Here is a 17,866-nt window from a genome sequence, read left to right on the forward strand (position 1 = left end):
CGAGGAGGGTGTCGCCTGGCGCTTTGCTCTGCTTCCCGTGGGGAAGCGGGTCGTCGAGGAGGGTGTCGCCCGGCGCTTTGCTCTGCTTCCCGTGGGGAAGCGGGTTGTCGAGGAAGGTGTCGCCCGGCGCTTTGCGGTGTTGTCCCCAGGGAAGCGCGTCGCCGGGCAGTCCGCCGCCGGCGGCTTTGCTCTGCTTCAAATGAGGAAGCGCGTTGCCGGGGAACCTGTCGCCCGGCGCTTTGCTCTGCTCCCCGGGAGAAAGCCGGTCGTCAGAGAACACGTCGCCTGACGTCTTGCTCGGTGTTTCCGAAGCGTGCGCTTCCTCTCGGGAAGCAGAGCAAAGCGACGACGCCTGTTCGGCCGACGCGCCCGCGCCCGGAGCCGCCGGCCGGATGGTGGCCAACGGCCCGACCGCCGAGAACGTGCCACTCGGGTCGTGGTCCACGGCAGCAAAGCGATCCCGAACACCGAATCGATCCTCAACACCGAATCGATCCTCAACACCGAATCGATCCCCAGCGCGCAACCGATCTCCCTCGGCAACGCGGTCTCCGTCGGGAATGCCGTGTCCGGCCGAGGGGCGGTCTCCGGCCGGGACGCGATCTCCGGCCGGGAAACCATCTCGGGCTCCGGGGTGGGTCCCCGCGGCGATGAGGCCGTTCTCGAGGAAACGATCTTCGTTGGAGAAGCGGTTGGGGGAGCGGGGGCCGCTCAAAAAGGCTGCCGGTCGGTCGGCCGGCAGCGCCAGGTCGGCCGGATCAAAGATCAGCCCCGCTGGGCGGTCGTCCGGTGACCCGGCCTGGCCAGATGCCCTGCCGCCGGGCGCGGCCGACTCGTCTCCGCCGTCCGTCCGATGGTCGCGCTCGGCATCGAAACGGCCGGGCCGGTCGAGGCGGCCGTGCCGGTCCAGACGGCCGTGCCGGTCCAGGCGGTCTTGCTGGTCTGAGCGGCCTTGCCGGTCCAGGCGGTCTTGCCGGTCTGAGCCGCCTTGCGGATCCGAGCCGCCATGTGGGTCCGAGCCGCCGTGCGGGTCCACCCGGCCGCCCGGGTCGAACTGTGAATCTCGTGCGGGCGAGATGGTCATGTGTCCTCCCGGACCAGCCAGCGCAGGGTCGTGGGCACCTCGGCGCGCGGCGCCGGCACGGACAGCGCCAGCTCGAATGCCGGCGCGGGCGGCGGCGCGGCCAGGTCGGTGTAGAGGGCCCGGTAGACCCGGACCACCCGGTCGCTGGTGTAGTGCGCCATCGCGCGTCGCCGGGCCGCCTCGCCCAGGGCTCGTCGCCGGGCCGGGGCGCGCAGCAGGCCGACACACGCCCAGGCGAGCGCTCCGACGTCCTCGGCGGGCACCAGCACCCCGGTCTCGCCGAGCGTCTCCGCCGCCGGGCCGACGTCCACCCCGACCACCGCACGGCCGGACATCATGGCCTCCACCAGGCGATACGGCGGGTCGGCGGGGCCGGGCAGGTGGACGACGACGTGGCCCGCGGCGTACCGGTCTCGGGGGTCGGCCGGCAGCGGATGCAGCCGGACCGCGCGGCCCAGGCCGGAGCGGTCGATCTGCTCGGCGCAATGATCTTCGTGCGCCGCGGTGACGCCGACCAGGTGCAGCACGGTCCCGGGCACCTGGGCCATGACCTGCCCGAACGCCTCCAGCAACCGGCTCAGCCCACTGTCCGGGCCACCGCTGCCGGCCCACACCAGCGCGGGTTCGGCCAGGGCCGGCTCGCCCGCGGTGCCGAAGTCGGTCGGATCAACCCCGGCCGGCACCGAGACCAGGCGCGAAGGTCGCGCTCCGTGCTGAAGAGCAAACCCATGATGGTACGCACTGAGCGGCGCGATCAGCTCCGCCTCGGCATACCCGGTCCGGGCCACCGCCCGCCGAAACCTCCGCAGCACCGTACGCACGGCCGGCGACAACCGTTCCTCCGCGGGCCGCAGCCGAGCCACCGGCGCCCGTGCCTCGGTGAGCAGCAGCGGCGTGCCGTTGCGCCAGCGCCCGGCCAGCGCGGCCAGCAGCGGCGTCGTGCCGCCCACGCAGTGCACCAGATCGGCCGGCCCGGGCTGCACGGCGAGTGACCGGATCGCGTGCCGCAGCAGCGTCGCCGCCGTCCGGGCATCGCGCATGCTGAGCCGCGGCAGCGGCAGCCGGTCACTGGCGGTGAGCTGCCGCCCGGCCCGCCAGGCGTCCAGCAGCACGTCGGTCAGCGCGACCCCGGGCAGCGGGGTGGGCGCGCCGGGCCGGCCGGGCGCGGACGGGTCGATCATCGCGGCCAGGCGGTGCAGCCCGGTCCCGAAGAGTTCGTCGGCGTGTTCCTGCTCGCCGAGCAGGCCGCGGCAGAGCAGGACGGCGGCGGCGGTGGCCGCGTCGTCCGGGTCCCCGGTGCGGCGGCGCTCGTCCCGGGCGGGAGCGACCGCGCGGGCCGAGGCGACATTGCCCGGCAGCGGGTACGCGGGCGGCGACGACGGTTCCCGGTCGACGACGGTGAGCAGGTCGAAGGTGACCTCGGGCAACCCTTCGACGACCGTCCGGCACCAACCGCCGAGCGCGTCACGCCGGTACGGGTACCCGCCTCCGGTGAGCAGACAGATGCGCATGGGGCGGCTCAGGACCGGTGCTGGGGTGCGGACGGCGATATCACGCAGGAGGCAACGACACAGCGGCGAAAAGTAACGGGACCGTGTCACCTAAGCGACAGAATATTGCCCCATTTGCCAGAAATATCGCCCCAGATGCCGGAAAAGTACCAAGAACGCCCTGCCGCCGGGTACCCCGCCACCGGCACCCGGCGCCAAGGCGTCGTCTGCCGCCCCGCATCGGGGCAGCGGACGTCACGCTAGGCACTGGAAAGATCCGGCAGCCATACAGCTAAGAAAAAGATAAGGCCGTCGAAAGGCTGGTGGGGTGGCGTGATTCACTGATCGCACAAGGCCCGACCCGGTGCTCACGGCTTGACGCAGAGTGCGTCTCGGCGGACTATGGAGGAGTCGCCAGTCGCGCCCATCCGTGTCCCGGTCACCCCTGGACTCGGGCGATCTGCACCTAATAGCAAGTTCCGAGGTGCAGGATTCTGCGCTCACGCGTGCCCGTGAGCAGTGTGGGGTCCATTTCCGCTGGGCGCGCGCGGCCGGCCGTTTCGGCAACGCTTTGACAAGAGACACGCACGTCTCACTAGGAGTCCATGATGGCGAAGGCCCTCTACGGCCACGTAGGTGCGGCGCCCGACCGGCGCCTGCTCGACGAGGTCACCCGACTGCGTTCCAGGGTTCAGGCTCTGGAGTTCGAGGTCACCCGCTTGCGAGCGGAAAATGATCGTCTCGCGGCTGCCGCCGCGGAGGCAGACGATTTCGCGCGGCTGACCGAGCCCGCACTGACCTGATCCCCCGCACCGACCTGATCCCATTGTTCGAAGGGCGTCGGACCGGCGCCCTGGGCACCCGAACACACCCACCCCTCGGCACAACTGAAAACGGCACAACTGAAAACGAAACATGGCGCGCCTCCACCGGCAGTGGCGGCGCGCATCTTTTTGCCCGATAAAGCACGGACCTGGGCGCCGAGCGCGGCGTAGCCGGAGGTCCGCGCGTTGGGCGGGTAACCTGCAACCCGGCAGAAGAACCCACCGACCCCCGGAGATCCGTGCACCTCAAGAGCCTGACGGTGAAGGGCTTCAAGTCCTTCGCCTCCGCCACGACGCTGCGGCTGGAGCCGGGAATCACCTGTGTGGTGGGTCCCAACGGCTCCGGCAAGTCCAACGTCGTCGACGCCATTGCCTGGGTGCTCGGTGAGCAGGGCGCCAAGGCGCTGCGCGGCGGCAAAATGGAGGACGTCATCTTCGCCGGCACCTCCGGCCGCGCGCCACTGGGCCGCGCCGAGGTGACGCTCACGATCGACAACGGTGACGGTGCGCTGCCGATCGACTACACCGAGGTCTCGATCACCCGCCGGATGTTCCGCTCCGGCGAGAGCGAATACGAGATCAACGGCAACTCCTGCCGTCTGCTGGACATCCAGGAGCTGCTCAGCGACTCCGGCATCGGCCGCGAGATGCACATCATCGTGGGCCAGGGCCGGCTCGACGCGATGCTGCACGCCAAGCCGGAGGACCGTCGCGCGTTCATCGAGGAGGCGGCCGGCGTCCTCAAGCATCGCAAGCGGAAAGAAAAGGCGATCCGCAAGCTCGACGCGATGCAGACCAACCTCAACCGGCTCAACGACCTCACCGCCGAGCTGCGCCGCCAGCTGAAGCCGCTGGGCAAGCAGGCCGAGGTGGCCCGGCGCGCGGCCGGCATCCAGGCCGACCTGCGCGACGCCCGGCTCCGGCTGCTCGCCGACGACCTGCACACCCTGCGCACCACGCTGGACAAGGAGATCGCCGACGAGTCGGCGATGCGGGACCGGCGTCAGCAGGTGGAGCAGGAGAACCGCGAGGTGCAGCGCTGGCTGGCCGAGCTGGAGTCCGCGCACGCCGAGGACGCGCCGCTGCTGCAGGCCGCGCAGGACACCTGGTACAAGCTGTCCGCGCTGCAGGAGCGCTTCCGGTCCACCGAGCAGCTGGCCGGCGAGCGGCTGCGGCACCTGTCCGCGGCGCCCGAGGACGAGCGCCAGGGCCGTGACCCCGAGCAGCTGGTGGAGGAGGCCGAGCGGGTTCGCGAGCAGGAGGAAGAGCTGCGCGAGGCGCTGACCGAGGACCAGATGCGGCTGGCCGAGGCGGTGGAGCACCGGCAGGAGCTCGAGCGTCAGCTGGCGGCGGCGGAAAACGCTCTGCGTACGGCCGCGAAGGCGATCGCCGACCGGCGTGAGGGCCTGGCCAAGCTCACCGGGCAGGTGAACGCGGCGCGGGCGCGCACCGGCAGCGCGGCCGAGGAGATCGAGCGCCTGGCCGCCGCGCACACCGACGCGTTGCAGCGGGCGGACGCCGCCCAGGCCGCGGTCGACGAGGTGTCCGCTGAGTCCACCGAGGCCGATCGGGACAACGCCGACCTGGACGCCCGGCACGACGAGGCGGTGGCCGCGCACGACCGGGCCGCCGCGGTGGTCAAGGAGCTGTCCGACGCCGAGCGTGCCGCCGAGAAGGACGCGGCCAGCTGGAAGGCCCGCGAGGAGGCGCTCGCGCTGGGCCTGCGGCGCAAGGACGGCGCCGGCGCGCTGCTCGGCAAGGCCGGCCAGGTGCCCGGCCTGCTCGGCAGCCTGGCTTCGATGCTGACCGTCCGGCCCGGACACGAGGCCGCGCTGGCCGCCGCGCTGGGCAGCCTGGCCGACGCGGTCGCGCTGGCCGGCGTCGACGAGGCCGTCGAGGCGATGCGCACCCTCAAGATCGCCGACGCGGGCCGCGCCGCGCTGGTGATCGCTGGGCCGGCGCACCCCGGCATGCAGGGCTCGCTCGACTCGCTGCGGCCCGCGCTGCCCGACGGGGCGGTCTGGGCGCCGGACGTGATCGGCTGCCCGGACTCGATCCGCCCCGCCCTCAACCGCACGCTGCGTGACGTCGTGCTGGTCACCGACCTGGCCGCGGCCGGCCGGGTGGTGGCGCAGAATCCGGAGCTGCGCGCGGTCACGCCGGACGGCGACGTGCTGGGCGCGCACTCGGCGGCCGGTGGCTCGGGGAAGGCCACCAGCTACATCGAGGTGCAGGCGGCGGTCGACGAGGCGAAGGCCAACCGGGAGACCGCCGAGGAGAGCATCCACGAGCTCAAGGATCGGCTGGCCGAGGCGCGGGCCGAGGTGTCCGAGCACAAGGAGCGGGTGAGCGTCGCGGCCGCCGCCAAGCGCGCGGCCGAGGGCGAGCGCAACGCGGCCGCCCGCCGGCTGGCCGAGCTGGGCGCGGCGGCCCGGTCGGCGAAGGCGGAGACCGAGCGGCTCGGCGCCGCCCGGCAAAAGGCCGAGGCGGCCCGCGATCGCGACCTCGCCGGGCTGACCGAGCTCGAGGAGCGCCTGCAGGCGGCCGAGGACACGCCGCTCGACGAGGAGCCGTCCACCGAGGAGCGCGACACGCTGTCCGGCATGGTTCCGGCCGCCCGGCAGAACGAGATGGAGGTGCGTCTCGCCGTCCGCACCGCGGAAGAGCGGGTCTCCTCCATCGCGGGCCGCGCCGACTCGCTGATGCGCCAGGCCAACGCGGAGCGGCAGGCCCGGGAGCGGGCCTCGGCCCGGCGGGCCGCACGGGCCCGGGGCGCGCAGATCGCCAAGGCGGTCGCGATCGGCGCCGCCGCCGCGATGCGCCGGGTGATGGTCTCCCTGGAGTCCGCGGTCGAGGTGCGCGACGAGCTGGCCCGGGCGCGGACCGCCCGCGAGGCCGAGTTGCAGGAGGTACGCGCCACCGCGAAGCGCCTGGTGTCCGAGTTGGAGCGGCTCACCAACGAGGTGCACCGCGACGAGGTGGCCCGGGCCGAGCAGCGGATGCGCATCGAGCAGCTCGAGGCCAAGGCCGCCGAGGACTTCTCGCTGGACGTGGACACCCTGGTCAGCGAGTACGGGCCGGACCAGTGGGTGCCGCCGACGCAGGCCGAGATGAACGCCGCCGAGTCGGCCGGTGAGCCCGCGCCGGACCCGGTGCCCTATCACCGCCCCACGCAGGAGAAGCGGGCCAACAAGGCGGAGCGCGAACTGGCGCTGCTCGGCAAGGTCAACCCGCTGGCGCTGGAGGAGTTCGCCGCGCTGGAGGAGCGTTTCAAGTTCCTCTCCGACCAGCTGGAGGACCTGAAGGCCACCCGCAAGGACCTGCTCACCGTGGTCAAGGACGTGGACGACCGGATCCTCGAGGTGTTCACCTCGGCGTTCGAGGACACCGCCCGCGAGTTCCAGGCCGTCTTCCAGGTGCTCTTCCCGGGCGGCGAGGGCCGGCTGGTGCTGACCGACCCGGAGGACATGCTGGCCACCGGCGTCGAGGTCGAGGCGCGGCCGCCGGGCAAGAAGATCAAGCGGCTGTCGCTGCTCTCCGGTGGCGAGCGTTCGCTGACCGCGGTGGCCATGCTCTGCGCGATCTTCCGCGCCCGCCCCTCGCCCTTCTACATCATGGACGAGGTCGAGGCCGCCCTGGACGACGTCAACCTCGGCCGCCTGATTACGCTCTTCCAGCAGTTGCGGGAGAAGAGCCAGCTGCTGATCATCACGCACCAGAAGCGCACGATGGAGGTCGCCGACGCGCTCTACGGCGTCACCATGCGCGCCGGCGTGACCCAGGTGATCAGCCAGCGGCTGAATCGGGACGACGAGGAGTAACCGTTGCAGCGCCAGCCGGCCAGAGCCCTGCTCATCGACCTGGACGGCGTGCTGCGCCGCTGGGACGCGACGGTCCCGGCGACCGTGGAGGAGAAGTACGGCCTCGCCCAGGGCTCGTTGTTCGCCACCGCGATGAGCTGGGAGCTCTATCGGCCCGCGATGGCCGGCGAGCTGACCGACGAGCAGTGGATGCGGCAGGTGGCCGAGCGGCTGCCACTGCCCGCCGACGAGGCGGCCGCCGCGGTCGCCGAATGGCAGACCCATCGGGGGTACGTGGACGACGAGGTGCTCGCCTTCGTCCGTGACGTGCGCGCCGCCGGTCGACCGGTGGGCCTGTCCACCAACGCCACCGACCGGCTCCGCGGCGACCTGACCGCGCTCGGCCTGGACGGCGAGTTCGACGTGGTGCTCAGCTCCTGGGAGATGAAGATCCACAAGCCTGCGCCGGAGTTCTTCGCCAAGGCGTGCGAGGCTCTCGGCGCCGAACCGCCGTGGGTGATGTGCGTCGACGACAGCGATCGGGTGATCCGGGCCGCGCGGGCCGCCGGGCTCCTCGGCCTGCGCTGGACCGAGCGCCGCGACTTCCACTACCTCCGCCCGGCCCTCGGCCTCCCGGCCTGAATTTCCGCGACCCGCCATGCAACCGAGCGGCCGGCCCAGGCGTCGGGTTAGAAGACTGGTAGCTCAGCCGTGCATCCGCGTAGCGGATGCACGGCTCACCCACCACTTTTGTCGGGGGACGGATGCGCGACGCGGGGGAGTTCGACGCGTTCTACGCCGGCTCGTCCCGTCGGGTGCTCGGGCAGGTCTATGCGATGACCGGGAACCTCGCCGAGGCTGAGGACGCGGTGGCGGAGGCCTATCTGAAGGCGTGGGACCGGTGGCCGGTCGTGCGGGACTGCGACAGCCCCGAGGCGTGGGTCCGCGCGGTCGCCTCCCGGACCGCGGTCAGCAGCTGGCGCAAGGCGGTCAACCGGCTCCGGGCGCACCACCGCGAGGCGGTCGACCAGGAGATCGACGGGCTCGGGCCGGATCACGTCGCGCTGGTGCACGCGCTGCGGCAGATCCCGCCCGACCAGCGCCGGGTGATCGTGCTGCACCACCTGGTCGGCCTCAGCGTCGCGGAGATCTCGGCCGAGGTCGGCGCGCCCACCGGCACGGTCAAGGCCCGGCTCACCCGCGGGCGCAAGGCGATGGCCGACCATCTGACCGACGCCGACGACTTCGTGCTGGGTAGGTGACCGGGATGCTGCCCTATCTCGACGAGGATCTGGCCGGCCTGGCCGAGCACGCCCGACGCACGAGCCGGCTGGCCGGCGCCGCGACCGTCCGCGCCCGGGCCGACCGCCGGCGCCGGCGCCGCCGCCTGACCGTCGGCGCGGCCGGCGTGCTGCTCGCGGCCGGGCTGGGCACGGGCGTGGTGCTGGGCCGGCCCGCGACCCGAGAGGCCCAGCCGGCGGCCGCCGTTCCGGAGATCGCCGCCCCGGAGATCGCCGCCCCGGACATCGCCGCGCCGGCGGTCACCGCGCCGTCGTCGCAGCTCGCTCCGGCACCGGGCGGCGAGAACACCGCGCCGGTCGTCGACCTGCTGGACGGCGATCGGATGCTGGCCGTGGTGCCGATCGTGGACGGGCGGCCGATCCTCGGGCAGGAACTGTCGATCGCGGCCACCGGGCGGCTCGAGGTGCCGACCGCGCCGAAGGCCGCGCCGGCCGCGCTCTTCCGGCCCGGCCGGATCGTGCCGGGCGGGTCGCTCTTCCTGATGCGCACCGGCGCGGAGTGCCTGATGGTCAAGCGCGACTCCCGGCCCGCGGTGCTGGTCGCGACGGGCTGCGACACGCGCCAGCCGGACCAGCAGTTCGCCTTCGACCCGGGTGGGGCGGGCACCTTCCGGATCAGCGTCGGCGGGCTCTATCTCTCCTGGTTCCCGACGGACGGGAAAGGGCTGACCGTGCGTCCGTCGTCCGACGGCACCACCACGTTCGCCCTGGTCGACCGGGGACCCGCGCGGCCCACTCGAAGCTAGTCGCCGGTGACGCCGTCGATGCGCTCGCGGAGCAGGTCGGCGTGGCCGTTGTGGCGTGCGTACTCCTCGATCATGTGCAGGTAGACCCAGCGCATGCTGATCGCCGGGTGCCGGCTGGTCTTGAACTCGTGCTCGAGGGAGAGGCCCGCGGCGGCCTCCCGGGCCAGGCGCACCTCTTCGAGGAAGGTGGCGTAGTCGGCCTCGGCGTCCGCGGTCGGCGCGTCGTCGAAGTCGCCGTCCAGGTTGTCCTCGGCGCAGAACAGCCAGCCGACGTCCTGGCCGGCGCCGCGGGTGCGGAACCAGCTGCGCTCGACCTCGGCCATGTGCCGGATCAGGCCCAGCAGGGTCAGGTTGGAGGGCTCGACGGCGGCGATCTTGAGCTGCTCGGCGGTGAGCCCGGTGGCCTTCATCAGCAGGGTGGCCCGGTGGTAGTCGAGCCAGCCCTCGAGCATCGCCCGCTCGTCGCCGACCATGGGCTCGTCGGTGCGGTCAACCTCAGGTGCGGTCCAGGTAGTCATCGCGGACCATCCTGCACCTTTCAGTCGTGCAGTTCCACGCTGGCGAAGTCGAAGAGGGTGCCGTCCGGGTTCGTACCCTCGATCGTCATGTCGGCGCGCGCACCGCGCAGCCGCAGCGTGCTCACCGCATTGCCGAAATAGGGCCCGGCCAGCCGGCGCCAGCTCAGCGGCGCCTTGGGCACGCCGGCCGAGCGGGACATCAGCCGAGTGCCGTTCGCGGCGGCGCGCGACCAGGCGAACCGCATCAGCGGGCGCATGAAGCCGGGCACCTGGTTGTGGATCGGCGAGCAGGTGAGCTGGTGGACCGGCGTCCGCACATCCGGGCCCAGGTCGGCTCGCGCGACATAGGAGTGGTGGACGTCGCCGGAGAGCACGCTGATCGAGTCGGGCGCCCGGTATGCCCCGCCGGCCCCGACCCGATGGCTGGGCGAGCCGTCGCCGCCCTGGCCCAGCCGGCGGAACAGCTCGGCCAGCGAGCTGAACGACTTGCCGAACGCGGCCCAGTGCTCGAGGTCGACCGCGCGGCGGATGCGCTCGGCGTTGGTCGCGCGGCGGCCGGTCGCGTCCGCGCTCTGCTCGTTCCAGGTTTCGACGTGGTGGATCGCGGGCGGCATCAGCCAGGGCAGCGACGAGCCGATGACCAGGTGGTCGTAGTCGCCGTGGGCCTGGTCGACGAACCAGTTCCACTCGGGGGCGGGCAGCATCTCGCGGCCGCCCGGGGTCAGCACCCGGTTGCAGCGGTTGTCCAGCATGACCAGCCGGGTGCGGCCCAGGTCGAGCGCGAAACTCCACTGATAGGGCTGGTCGGTGTTGTCCGCCGACTCCGGCTGGTCCACCGCCAGCCCGAAATCGTGCAACAGGTCGGTGGCGTCGTCGGCGGTGGTCACCTTCTGCAGCATCGGGTCGGCGGCCAGCTGGTCCGGGCTCAGATTGCCGAGATGCTGATAAACCCAGTACGAAGCCAGCCCGGCCGAGATGCGCTCGCGCCACCAGGACTGGGCGGCCATCTCCTCACGCCAGGACGAGGAGGTGTTCCAGTCGTCGATGATCTCGTGATCGTCGAAGATCATCACGCTCGGCACGGTGGCGAAGAGCCAGCGCACCTCGGGATCGCGCCACGACTCCAGATAGAGCTTCGTGTATTCGTCGAACGAGACCACCTGGTCGTCCGGGCCGTGGTGGCCGGCCGCGCGGCGGCGCTTGAGGAACCGCTTGATCTTGGCGGTCGGCTTGTCCGCATAGACCTGATCGCCGAGCAGCACGATCAGGTCGGGGCGCAGGTCGTCGCTCTGCGGGTCGGTCATCAGCCGGCGCGCATAGGCGTCCAGCGCGTCCGGTGGCAGCTTGCGGCCGGTGGCGTGCGGGGTGGCCTCGCGGCAGGAGCCGAAGATCATCTTGACCGGGTGCGCGGCGTCGTCGGCCGGGCGGGTGCGGATGAAGGTCGGCGGATATTCCGTGTCCGGCAGCGGCCAGACCGCGCGGCCGTCGAGCGTCACCCGGTAGGGATTGTCGGCGTCCGGGACCAGATCCTCGACCACGACGATCGCGTAGTGGTGGTCGTACGCGGAAAAGGTCTGCGCCGAGCCGGCGCCGCCGCCCTCCGCCTCGACCCGCACAATGGTGGGTTCGGTGGTCTCGACCCAGATGGTGGCGCGGTCGCCGACCACGCGCCGCAGCACGGGCCCGATGAGCAGGTGTGCCGTCACCGACCTATCCTGCACACCCGGTCACCATTCCGCCAGCGCATGGACGGCCAAGATCCGGCCCGGGAGGGTGACGGGCGTTGTCACGCGGCGACCGGGCATCTGTCAGGCTTTGGCTATGGAATACGTGGTCGTTGCCGTGGTCTTGCTGGTGGTGCTCGTGGTCGGGGCGGTGGGGCTGGTCGTGCCCCGGATGCGCCGGCGGCAGCCCCCGGTCGGCGGCGCCGGCACGTCGACGATCGAGCGTCCGACGGTCCCGGCCGACGAGGAACTGCCGCCGCTGATCGTCGCCGAGCCCGGGGTGGTCGCCGAGCCGGAGCTGGTCGAGCCGCAACTGGAGCAGCCGGAGCCGACCGCCGGGCGCCTGGTCCGGCTGCGCGCCCGGCTCAGCCGGTCGCAGAGCGTGTTCGGCCGCGGCCTGCTCAGCGTGCTCTCCCGCGATCATCTGGACGACGACGCCTGGGAGGAGATCGAGGACAGCCTGATCACCGCGGACGTCGGCGTGGAGGCCACCCAGGTGCTGGTGGCCCGGCTGAAGGAGCGGGTCCGGGTGCTCGGCACGCGCACCGTGTCCGAGGTGCGCGAGCAGCTCGCCGAGGAGCTCACCGCCGCGCTCGAGCCGGATCTGGACCGCAGCCTGCGCACCGCACCGCACGACGGCCGGCCCGCGGTGGTGCTGGTGGTCGGCGTGAACGGCGCCGGCAAGACCACCACCTGCGGAAAGATCGGCCGGGTGCTGATCGCCGACGGCCGCACGGTGCTGTTCGGCGCGGCCGACACGTTCCGTGCCGCGGCCGCCGAGCAGCTCGCCACCTGGGGTGAGCGGGTCGGCGCCGAGACGGTCCGCGGCCCCGAGGGCGGTGACCCGGCCAGCGTTGCGTTCGACGCGGTCAAGCGCGGCATCGACACCGGCATCGACACGGTGCTGATCGACACCGCGGGCAGGCTGCAGAACAAGGTCGGCCTGATGGACGAGCTGGGCAAGGTCAAGCGCGTGGTGGAGAAGCACGGGCCGGTCGACGAGACCCTGCTGATCCTGGACGCGACCACCGGACAGAACGGTCTGGAGCAGGCGCGGGTCTTCACCGAGGTGGTGGACGTCACCGGAGTGGTGCTGACGAAGTTGGACGGTACGGCGAAGGGCGGCATCGTCATCGCGGTCCAGCGCAAGCTGGGCATTCCGGTCAAGCTGGTCGGGCTGGGCGAGGGCCCGGACGACCTCGCGCCGTTCGAGCCGGCCGCCTTCGTCGAGGCTCTCCTTGGTACCGACGGGTAGGCTCGGAGCCTCGGTGGCGACCATGGGCAAGGAGGTTGGCGGGTGACCCAAGACCCGGTTCGGGAGATCCCGTTGCATGGCGGCAACGTCAGCACGGTGTCCCGCGTCGGTGACACGGTCCGGCGCAATGCCGGCCCCTGGACGCCCGCCGTGCACTCCCTGCTCAACCATCTGCAGCAGGTCGGCTTCACCGGGTCGCCGCACGCTCTGGGCATGGACGACCGCGGCCGCGAGGTGCTGTCTTACCTGGACGGCGAGTGCGGCGAATACCCGCTCGCCGCGCACTGGGTGACCGACGAGGCGCTGGTCACCGTGGCGACCATGCTGCGGATGTTCCACGACGCGCAATACGGCTTCCAGCCGCCGCCCGGGTCGGTCTGGCGCTCGTTCGGACCGCCGCCACCGGACGCCGAGGTGGTCTGTCACCACGACGCCGCGCCGCACAACGTGGTCTGGCGGCCGGACGGCACGCTCGCGCTGATCGACTTCGACCTGGCCTCACCCGGCGCCCGGATCTACGACGTGGCCTATGCGGCGTGGACCTGGGTGCCGCTGTTCAGCGACCGCGACTCCTACACGCTCGGCTGGAAGCGGCCCAATCGGCCGCGCCGGCTGCGGTTGTTCGCGGACGCCTATGGGCTGATCCCGCGCGACCGGCATCGGCTGGTTCGCACCATAAGGAAACGGATCGTGGACCACGTCGAGGGCATTCGGCGGATGGCCGCGGCCGGTGACCCGGCTTTCGTGCGGATCGTGCACAAGGGGCATCTCCGGCGCCCGATGCGCGACCTGCGGCTGCTCGATTACGAACGGCACACCCTCGAATACGCACTCCGTTGATCGGCTGTTGACAATGGGAAAGATCGACTTCTGGGTCGAGGGTGGGCGTATTCTCCCTGTTCGTGGGGTTTCGCCGCACACGCTGTGAGAGTTTCTTCACACGTAGGAAACAACCCGTCACGTGCCGGAAATCGAGCGTAGACCGTGCTCGAAACAGGTGACCGGAAGGCTTCCGCCCGAAACCGGCGCACAAGACGACGTTGCCTTTTGTGCCGTGCGGGAGGACACCTATCCGAGAGGAGGCAGCGTGGAGATCAACACCGGTAATACCGCATGGTTGCTCCTGTCGTCTGCGCTCGTTTTGCTCATGACTCCGGGTCTGGCGCTGTTCTACGGTGGCCTCAACCGGTCCAAGGGCACACTGAACATGATGATGATGAGCTTCTCGAGCATCGGGCTCATCACCATTCTCTGGGTTCTGTACGGCTTCACCCTGGCGTTCGGATCGAACGACAACGAGGGTGCCAACAACATCATCGGAAGCTTCACCCAGTACTTCGGCACCGGCACCAGCTGGATCGGCGACGAATGGATGCTGGGTGACACCGGCACCGGCATCCCGACCTACGTCTTCATGGTCTTCCAGATGATGTTCGCCATCATCACCGTCGCGCTGATCAGCGGCTCACTCTCGGACCGCCTCAAGTTCGGTGGCTGGGTGCTCTTCTCCTTCGGCTGGTTCACCCTGGTCTACGTCCCGGTCGCGCACTGGGTCTGGGGCGGCGGCTGGATCGGCGCCAAGCTCGGCGCGCTCGACTTCGCCGGTGGCACCGCGGTGCACATCAACGCCGGTGCGGCCGCGCTCGGTGTCGCGCTGGTGCTCGGCAAGCGGATCGGCTGGCCGCGGGAGAACATGCGCCCGCACAACGTGCCGTTCGTCGCGCTCGGCGCCGGCCTGCTCTGGTTCGGCTGGTTCGGCTTCAACGCCGGCTCCGAGCTGACCGTCGACAGCGTCACCGCCGTCGCGTTCGTCAACACCCAGGTCGCCACGGCCGCCGCCCTGCTGGGCTGGATCATCGTGGAGTGGCTGCGGGACGGCAAGCCGACCCTGGTCGGCGCGTCCTCCGGCGCGATCGCCGGCCTGGTCGCGATCACCCCGGCCTGTGGCTTCATCGCCCCGCTGCCGGCCGCCGTGCTGGGCATCATCGCCGGTGCGGTCTGCGCCCTGGCCGTGGGCCTGAAGTACAAGCTCGGCTACGACGACTCGCTCGACGTCGTCGGCGTGCACTTCGTCGGTGGCTGGATCGGCTCGCTGGGCATCGGCTTCTTCGCCACCACCCAGGTGAACGCCCTGGCCGCGAACGAGAGCCTGTTCTACGGCGGCGGTGTCACCCAGCTCTGGAAGCAGTTCGTGGGCAGCGCGGCCGTGACCGTCTACTCCTTCCTGATCGCCGCACTGCTCGCCCTGATCCTGAAGGCGATCAAGGTCTTCCGGGTCAGCGAGGAGGCCGAGATCGGCGGCATCGACATCGCCGACCACGGTGAGACCGGCTACGACTTCACGCCCTCCGGGGGCTCCGGCGGTGGTGGCGCGTTCGCCATGGCCGGGCTGAACAAGTCCGAAGGTGTCGACGCTGACGGCAAGGCTGACGTCAGCCAGAAGGTCGCCGGTTAGTTTCTCGTATGGCTGCTCCGATGGAGGGACTGAGCATGAAGCTGGTGACCGCGGTCATCAAGCCGTACCAGCTCGACGCGGTGAAGGAGGCGCTGCACGCCCTGGGCGTCGCCGGCCTCACCGTGAGCGAGGTGCAGGGGTACGGACGTCAGAAGGGGCACACCGAGGTGTACCGGGGAGCCGAGTACACGGTGGAGTTCCTGCCGAAGATCAAGGTAGAGGTGCTGACCGACGAGATCGACGTCGAGAAGGTCGTGGACGCGGTGGTCGCGTCCGCGAAGACCGGCAAGATCGGCGACGGGAAGGTCTGGGTGACGTCCGTCGAGGACGTGATCCGGGTCCGGACCGGCGAGCGCGGTCTCGACGCGCTCTGAGCTGTCGGACAAAGTGTCTTCTGTGGTCAGTGCGCCGTCGGTGAAGTTCGGCGGCGAGCTGGGCACGTTGCGTGAACACATCGGCGCCGCCGCCCGTGCACAACGGGCGGCGGCGCTCGATCTCTGGCTGACCGACATGTTCCCCAGCCACCTGCCCGGAGTCAGCCTGATCGCGGTCGGCGGACTGGGCCGGCGGGACTGCGCGCCGTACAGCGATCTGGATCTGGTGCTGCTGCACAACGGGCAGGCCGGGATCGACCGGATCGCGTCCGCGCTCTGGTATCCGATCTGGGACGCCAAGATGGGCCTGGATCACTCCGTGCGCACGCTGCCGGAGGCGCTGTCCGTCGCGCACGACGACGTCAAGGCCGCCCTGGGCCTGCTCGACGCCCGGCACCTGGCCGGCGACGCGCAACTCTCCGCCGAGCTGATCGCCGCCACCAGCGACCAGTGGCGGCGCACCGCCGTGCGGCTGATGCCGCAGCTCAAGGAGCTGACCCAGGCGCGCTGGGCGGCCAACGGCGAGCTCGCCTTCCTGCTCGAGGGCGACCTCAAGGAGGCGGCCGGCGGGCTGCGCGACATGACCATCCTGCGCGGCATCGGCCGGGCCGGGGTGGCCGACACCCTGCGGCCCGCGGTGCGCGCGGCCAGCCTGCGCCTGCTCGACACCCGCGACGCGCTGCACCTCGCGGTCGGCCGCCGGGTGGACCGGCTGGTGGCGCAGGAACGCTCGACGGTGGCCGAGCTGCTCGAACTCGACGACGGCGACGCGCTGCTGCGACGGGTGGCCGGCGACGCGCGGACCATCGCGCACGCCCTGGACGACGCCTGGCGGGCCGCCGACCGGCTGCGCAACGGACGCCGCCGGGGCATGCCGCCGGGCGTGCCGACCCGCCGCCCGGTCGCGCGGGACGTGGTGGAGCAGGACGGCGAGCTGGTGCTGGCGCGCACCGCGATCGGGCCGGTGCCGGATCCGAGCCTCTCGCTGCGGGTGGCCGCCGCGGCCGCCACCGTGCGCCTGCCGATCGCCCGCGCCACGAGCGAATGGCTCGCCGCCTTCTGCCCGCCGCTGCCGACGCCGTGGCCGCCGGCCGCCCGCGCCGCGCTGGTCTCGCTGCTCGGCTCCGGACCGGGCCTGCTGCCCACCTGGGAGACCTGCGACCGGTACGGCCTGATCGACGCCTGGCTGCCGGAGTGGGCCCGGCTGCGCAGCCTGCCGCAGCACCACCCGGTGCACCGCTTCACGCTCGACCGGCACCTGGTCCAGGCGGCCTATGAGGCGACCGCGTTCACCCGCGAGGTGGACCGGCCCGACCTGCTGCTGATCGGCGCCTTCCTGCACGACGTCGGCAAGGGCCTGCCCGGCGACCACAGCGTCGTCGGCGCCCCGATCGCCGCCGACATCGCCACCCGGATCGGGCTGCCCCCGGCCGACGTGGCCACCATCGACCGGCTGGTCCGGCTCCACCTGCTGCTGCCCGACGTGGCCACCCGCCGCGACCTGAGCGACCCGCTGACCATCTCCACCGTGGCCGAGGCGGTCGGCGACACCGCGACGCTCGACCTGCTGCACGCGCTGGCCCGCGCCGACTCGCACGCCACCGGCCCGGCGGCCTGGTCGGACTGGAAGGGCCGGCTGATCGCCGACCTGGTCCGCAAGGTGCACACCGCGCTGGACACCGGCGTGCTGCCCGACCCACCGCGGCCCGACCCGGAACTGTTCGACGGCGACCTGCCCGCCGTGCACCTGGACGGCGACCGGGTGGCGGTGGCCGCCGCCGACCGTCGCGGACTGCTCGCCGCGGTGACCGCCTGCCTGGCCATGCACCGCCTCGACGTGCTCGGCGCGGACGCGTCCACGGTCGACGGCCGGGCCATTGTCGAGTTCCTCACCCAGCCCCGCTACGGCTCGCCCTACGACCCGGTGGCGCTGGCCGCGGACCTGCGCCGGGTGGCCGCCGGGGACGTGTCGGTGACCCAGCGGGTGCGCGCCCGGGCGATGAACGCCCGCGGCAACGCCGCCTCGCCGCGGGTGATGTGGCACCGCGAGATCGCCACCGACGCGGTCGTGCTGGAACTGCGCGCGGCCGACTCGCCGGGCCTGCTCTATCGGGTGGCGACCGCGCTGGACGAGGCCGGCGCCGAGATGCGCGCGGCCCGCATCTCCACGCTCGGCGGCGATGTGGTGGACGCGTTCTATCTGACCGGGGACTGGTCCGACGACGCGGCCCGCGACCGGGTCGGCGCCGCGGTGCTGGAAGCGGTCTGACCGCTCGCATCACCTGAGCGGCTCCC

General features: G+C 71.8%; 13 protein-coding genes and 1 pseudogene. 10 read left to right on the forward strand and 4 right to left on the reverse strand.

The genetic code is table 11. The annotated features are described in order from the left end of the window. Together ACZ6TI_RS01850 and ACZ6TI_RS01855 are read right to left on the reverse strand one after the other, a co-directional pair. Positions 1–1,084 (reverse strand): annotated as a pseudogene (locus ACZ6TI_RS01850) (hypothetical protein); the annotation flags it as partial. Next, the gene (locus ACZ6TI_RS01855) at positions 1,081–2,595 is read right to left on the reverse strand and encodes a DUF3492 domain-containing protein (RefSeq protein ID WP_465343072.1); all 1,515 of its coding nucleotides are present in this window, start codon (positions 2,593–2,595) and stop codon (positions 1,081–1,083) included. The pseudogene ACZ6TI_RS01850 and the gene ACZ6TI_RS01855, both read right to left, overlap by 4 nt. A gap of 587 nt (positions 2,596–3,182) precedes the next feature. On the opposite strand from ACZ6TI_RS01855, the gene ACZ6TI_RS01860 reads away from it, so the two are divergent. The 5 genes from ACZ6TI_RS01860 (at position 3,183) to ACZ6TI_RS01880 (ending at position 9,245) form a co-directional block, all read left to right on the forward strand. Continuing rightward, positions 3,183–3,377, forward strand: a complete 195-nt coding sequence (locus ACZ6TI_RS01860) for a hypothetical protein (RefSeq protein ID WP_196413816.1) — start codon at positions 3,183–3,185, stop codon at positions 3,375–3,377. A 260-nt stretch (positions 3,378–3,637) separates the two neighbouring features. Then, a complete protein-coding gene (gene smc, locus ACZ6TI_RS01865) occupies positions 3,638–7,219 on the forward strand; it encodes a chromosome segregation protein SMC (RefSeq protein WP_465343073.1) in 3,582 nt (1,193 codons plus the stop codon). Between the two features lie 3 nt (positions 7,220–7,222). After that, positions 7,223–7,840 carry an HAD family hydrolase gene (locus ACZ6TI_RS01870; RefSeq protein WP_465343074.1) on the forward strand — a complete coding sequence of 206 codons (618 nt, stop codon included), beginning with the start codon at positions 7,223–7,225 and terminating at the stop codon, positions 7,838–7,840. 122 nt (positions 7,841–7,962) lie between these two features. Next, entirely contained in the window at positions 7,963–8,460 is a 498-nt protein-coding gene (locus tag ACZ6TI_RS01875; protein ID WP_465343075.1) for a sigma-70 family RNA polymerase sigma factor, read from the forward strand. Then, positions 8,457–9,245 carry a hypothetical protein gene (locus ACZ6TI_RS01880; RefSeq protein ID WP_465343076.1) on the forward strand — a complete coding sequence of 263 codons (789 nt, stop codon included), beginning with the start codon at positions 8,457–8,459 and terminating at the stop codon, positions 9,243–9,245. The genes ACZ6TI_RS01875 and ACZ6TI_RS01880 overlap by 4 nt, the downstream gene beginning before the upstream one ends. Here ACZ6TI_RS01880 and ACZ6TI_RS01885 read toward each other — a convergent pair. Then, positions 9,242–9,763: a DinB family protein gene (locus ACZ6TI_RS01885; protein WP_465343077.1), complete on the reverse strand. Its 522-nt coding sequence runs from the start codon at positions 9,761–9,763 to the stop codon at positions 9,242–9,244. The two genes, ACZ6TI_RS01880 and ACZ6TI_RS01885, sit on opposite strands and share 4 nt — an antisense overlap. Before the next feature lie 20 nt (positions 9,764–9,783). Next, positions 9,784–11,469 carry an alkaline phosphatase D family protein gene (locus ACZ6TI_RS01890; RefSeq protein WP_465343078.1) on the reverse strand — a complete coding sequence of 562 codons (1,686 nt, stop codon included), beginning with the start codon at positions 11,467–11,469 and terminating at the stop codon, positions 9,784–9,786. Between the two features lie 115 nt (positions 11,470–11,584). Between ACZ6TI_RS01890 and ftsY the strand changes: the two genes are divergently transcribed. From ftsY to ACZ6TI_RS01915, 5 genes are all read left to right on the forward strand, one after another. After that, positions 11,585–12,742: a signal recognition particle-docking protein FtsY gene (gene ftsY, locus ACZ6TI_RS01895; protein WP_465343079.1), complete on the forward strand. Its 1,158-nt coding sequence runs from the start codon at positions 11,585–11,587 to the stop codon at positions 12,740–12,742. Between the two features lie 42 nt (positions 12,743–12,784). Beyond that, positions 12,785–13,582 carry a phosphotransferase gene (locus ACZ6TI_RS01900; protein WP_465343080.1) on the forward strand — a complete coding sequence of 266 codons (798 nt, stop codon included), beginning with the start codon at positions 12,785–12,787 and terminating at the stop codon, positions 13,580–13,582. A 247-nt stretch (positions 13,583–13,829) separates the two neighbouring features. Then, positions 13,830–15,197 (forward strand): ammonium transporter, encoded by a 1,368-nt coding sequence (locus tag ACZ6TI_RS01905; protein ID WP_465343081.1) that lies wholly within the window; start codon positions 13,830–13,832, stop codon positions 15,195–15,197. Positions 15,198–15,232: 35 nt separating this feature from the next. Then, a complete protein-coding gene (locus ACZ6TI_RS01910; protein ID WP_465343082.1) occupies positions 15,233–15,571 on the forward strand; it encodes a P-II family nitrogen regulator in 339 nt (112 codons plus the stop codon). A 22-nt stretch (positions 15,572–15,593) separates the two neighbouring features. Continuing rightward, positions 15,594–17,840: a [protein-PII] uridylyltransferase gene (locus ACZ6TI_RS01915; protein ID WP_465343083.1), complete on the forward strand. Its 2,247-nt coding sequence runs from the start codon at positions 15,594–15,596 to the stop codon at positions 17,838–17,840. Positions 17,841–17,866: the final 26 nt, after the last annotated feature.

This window comes from Actinoplanes sp. NPDC051388, assembly GCF_055586225.1.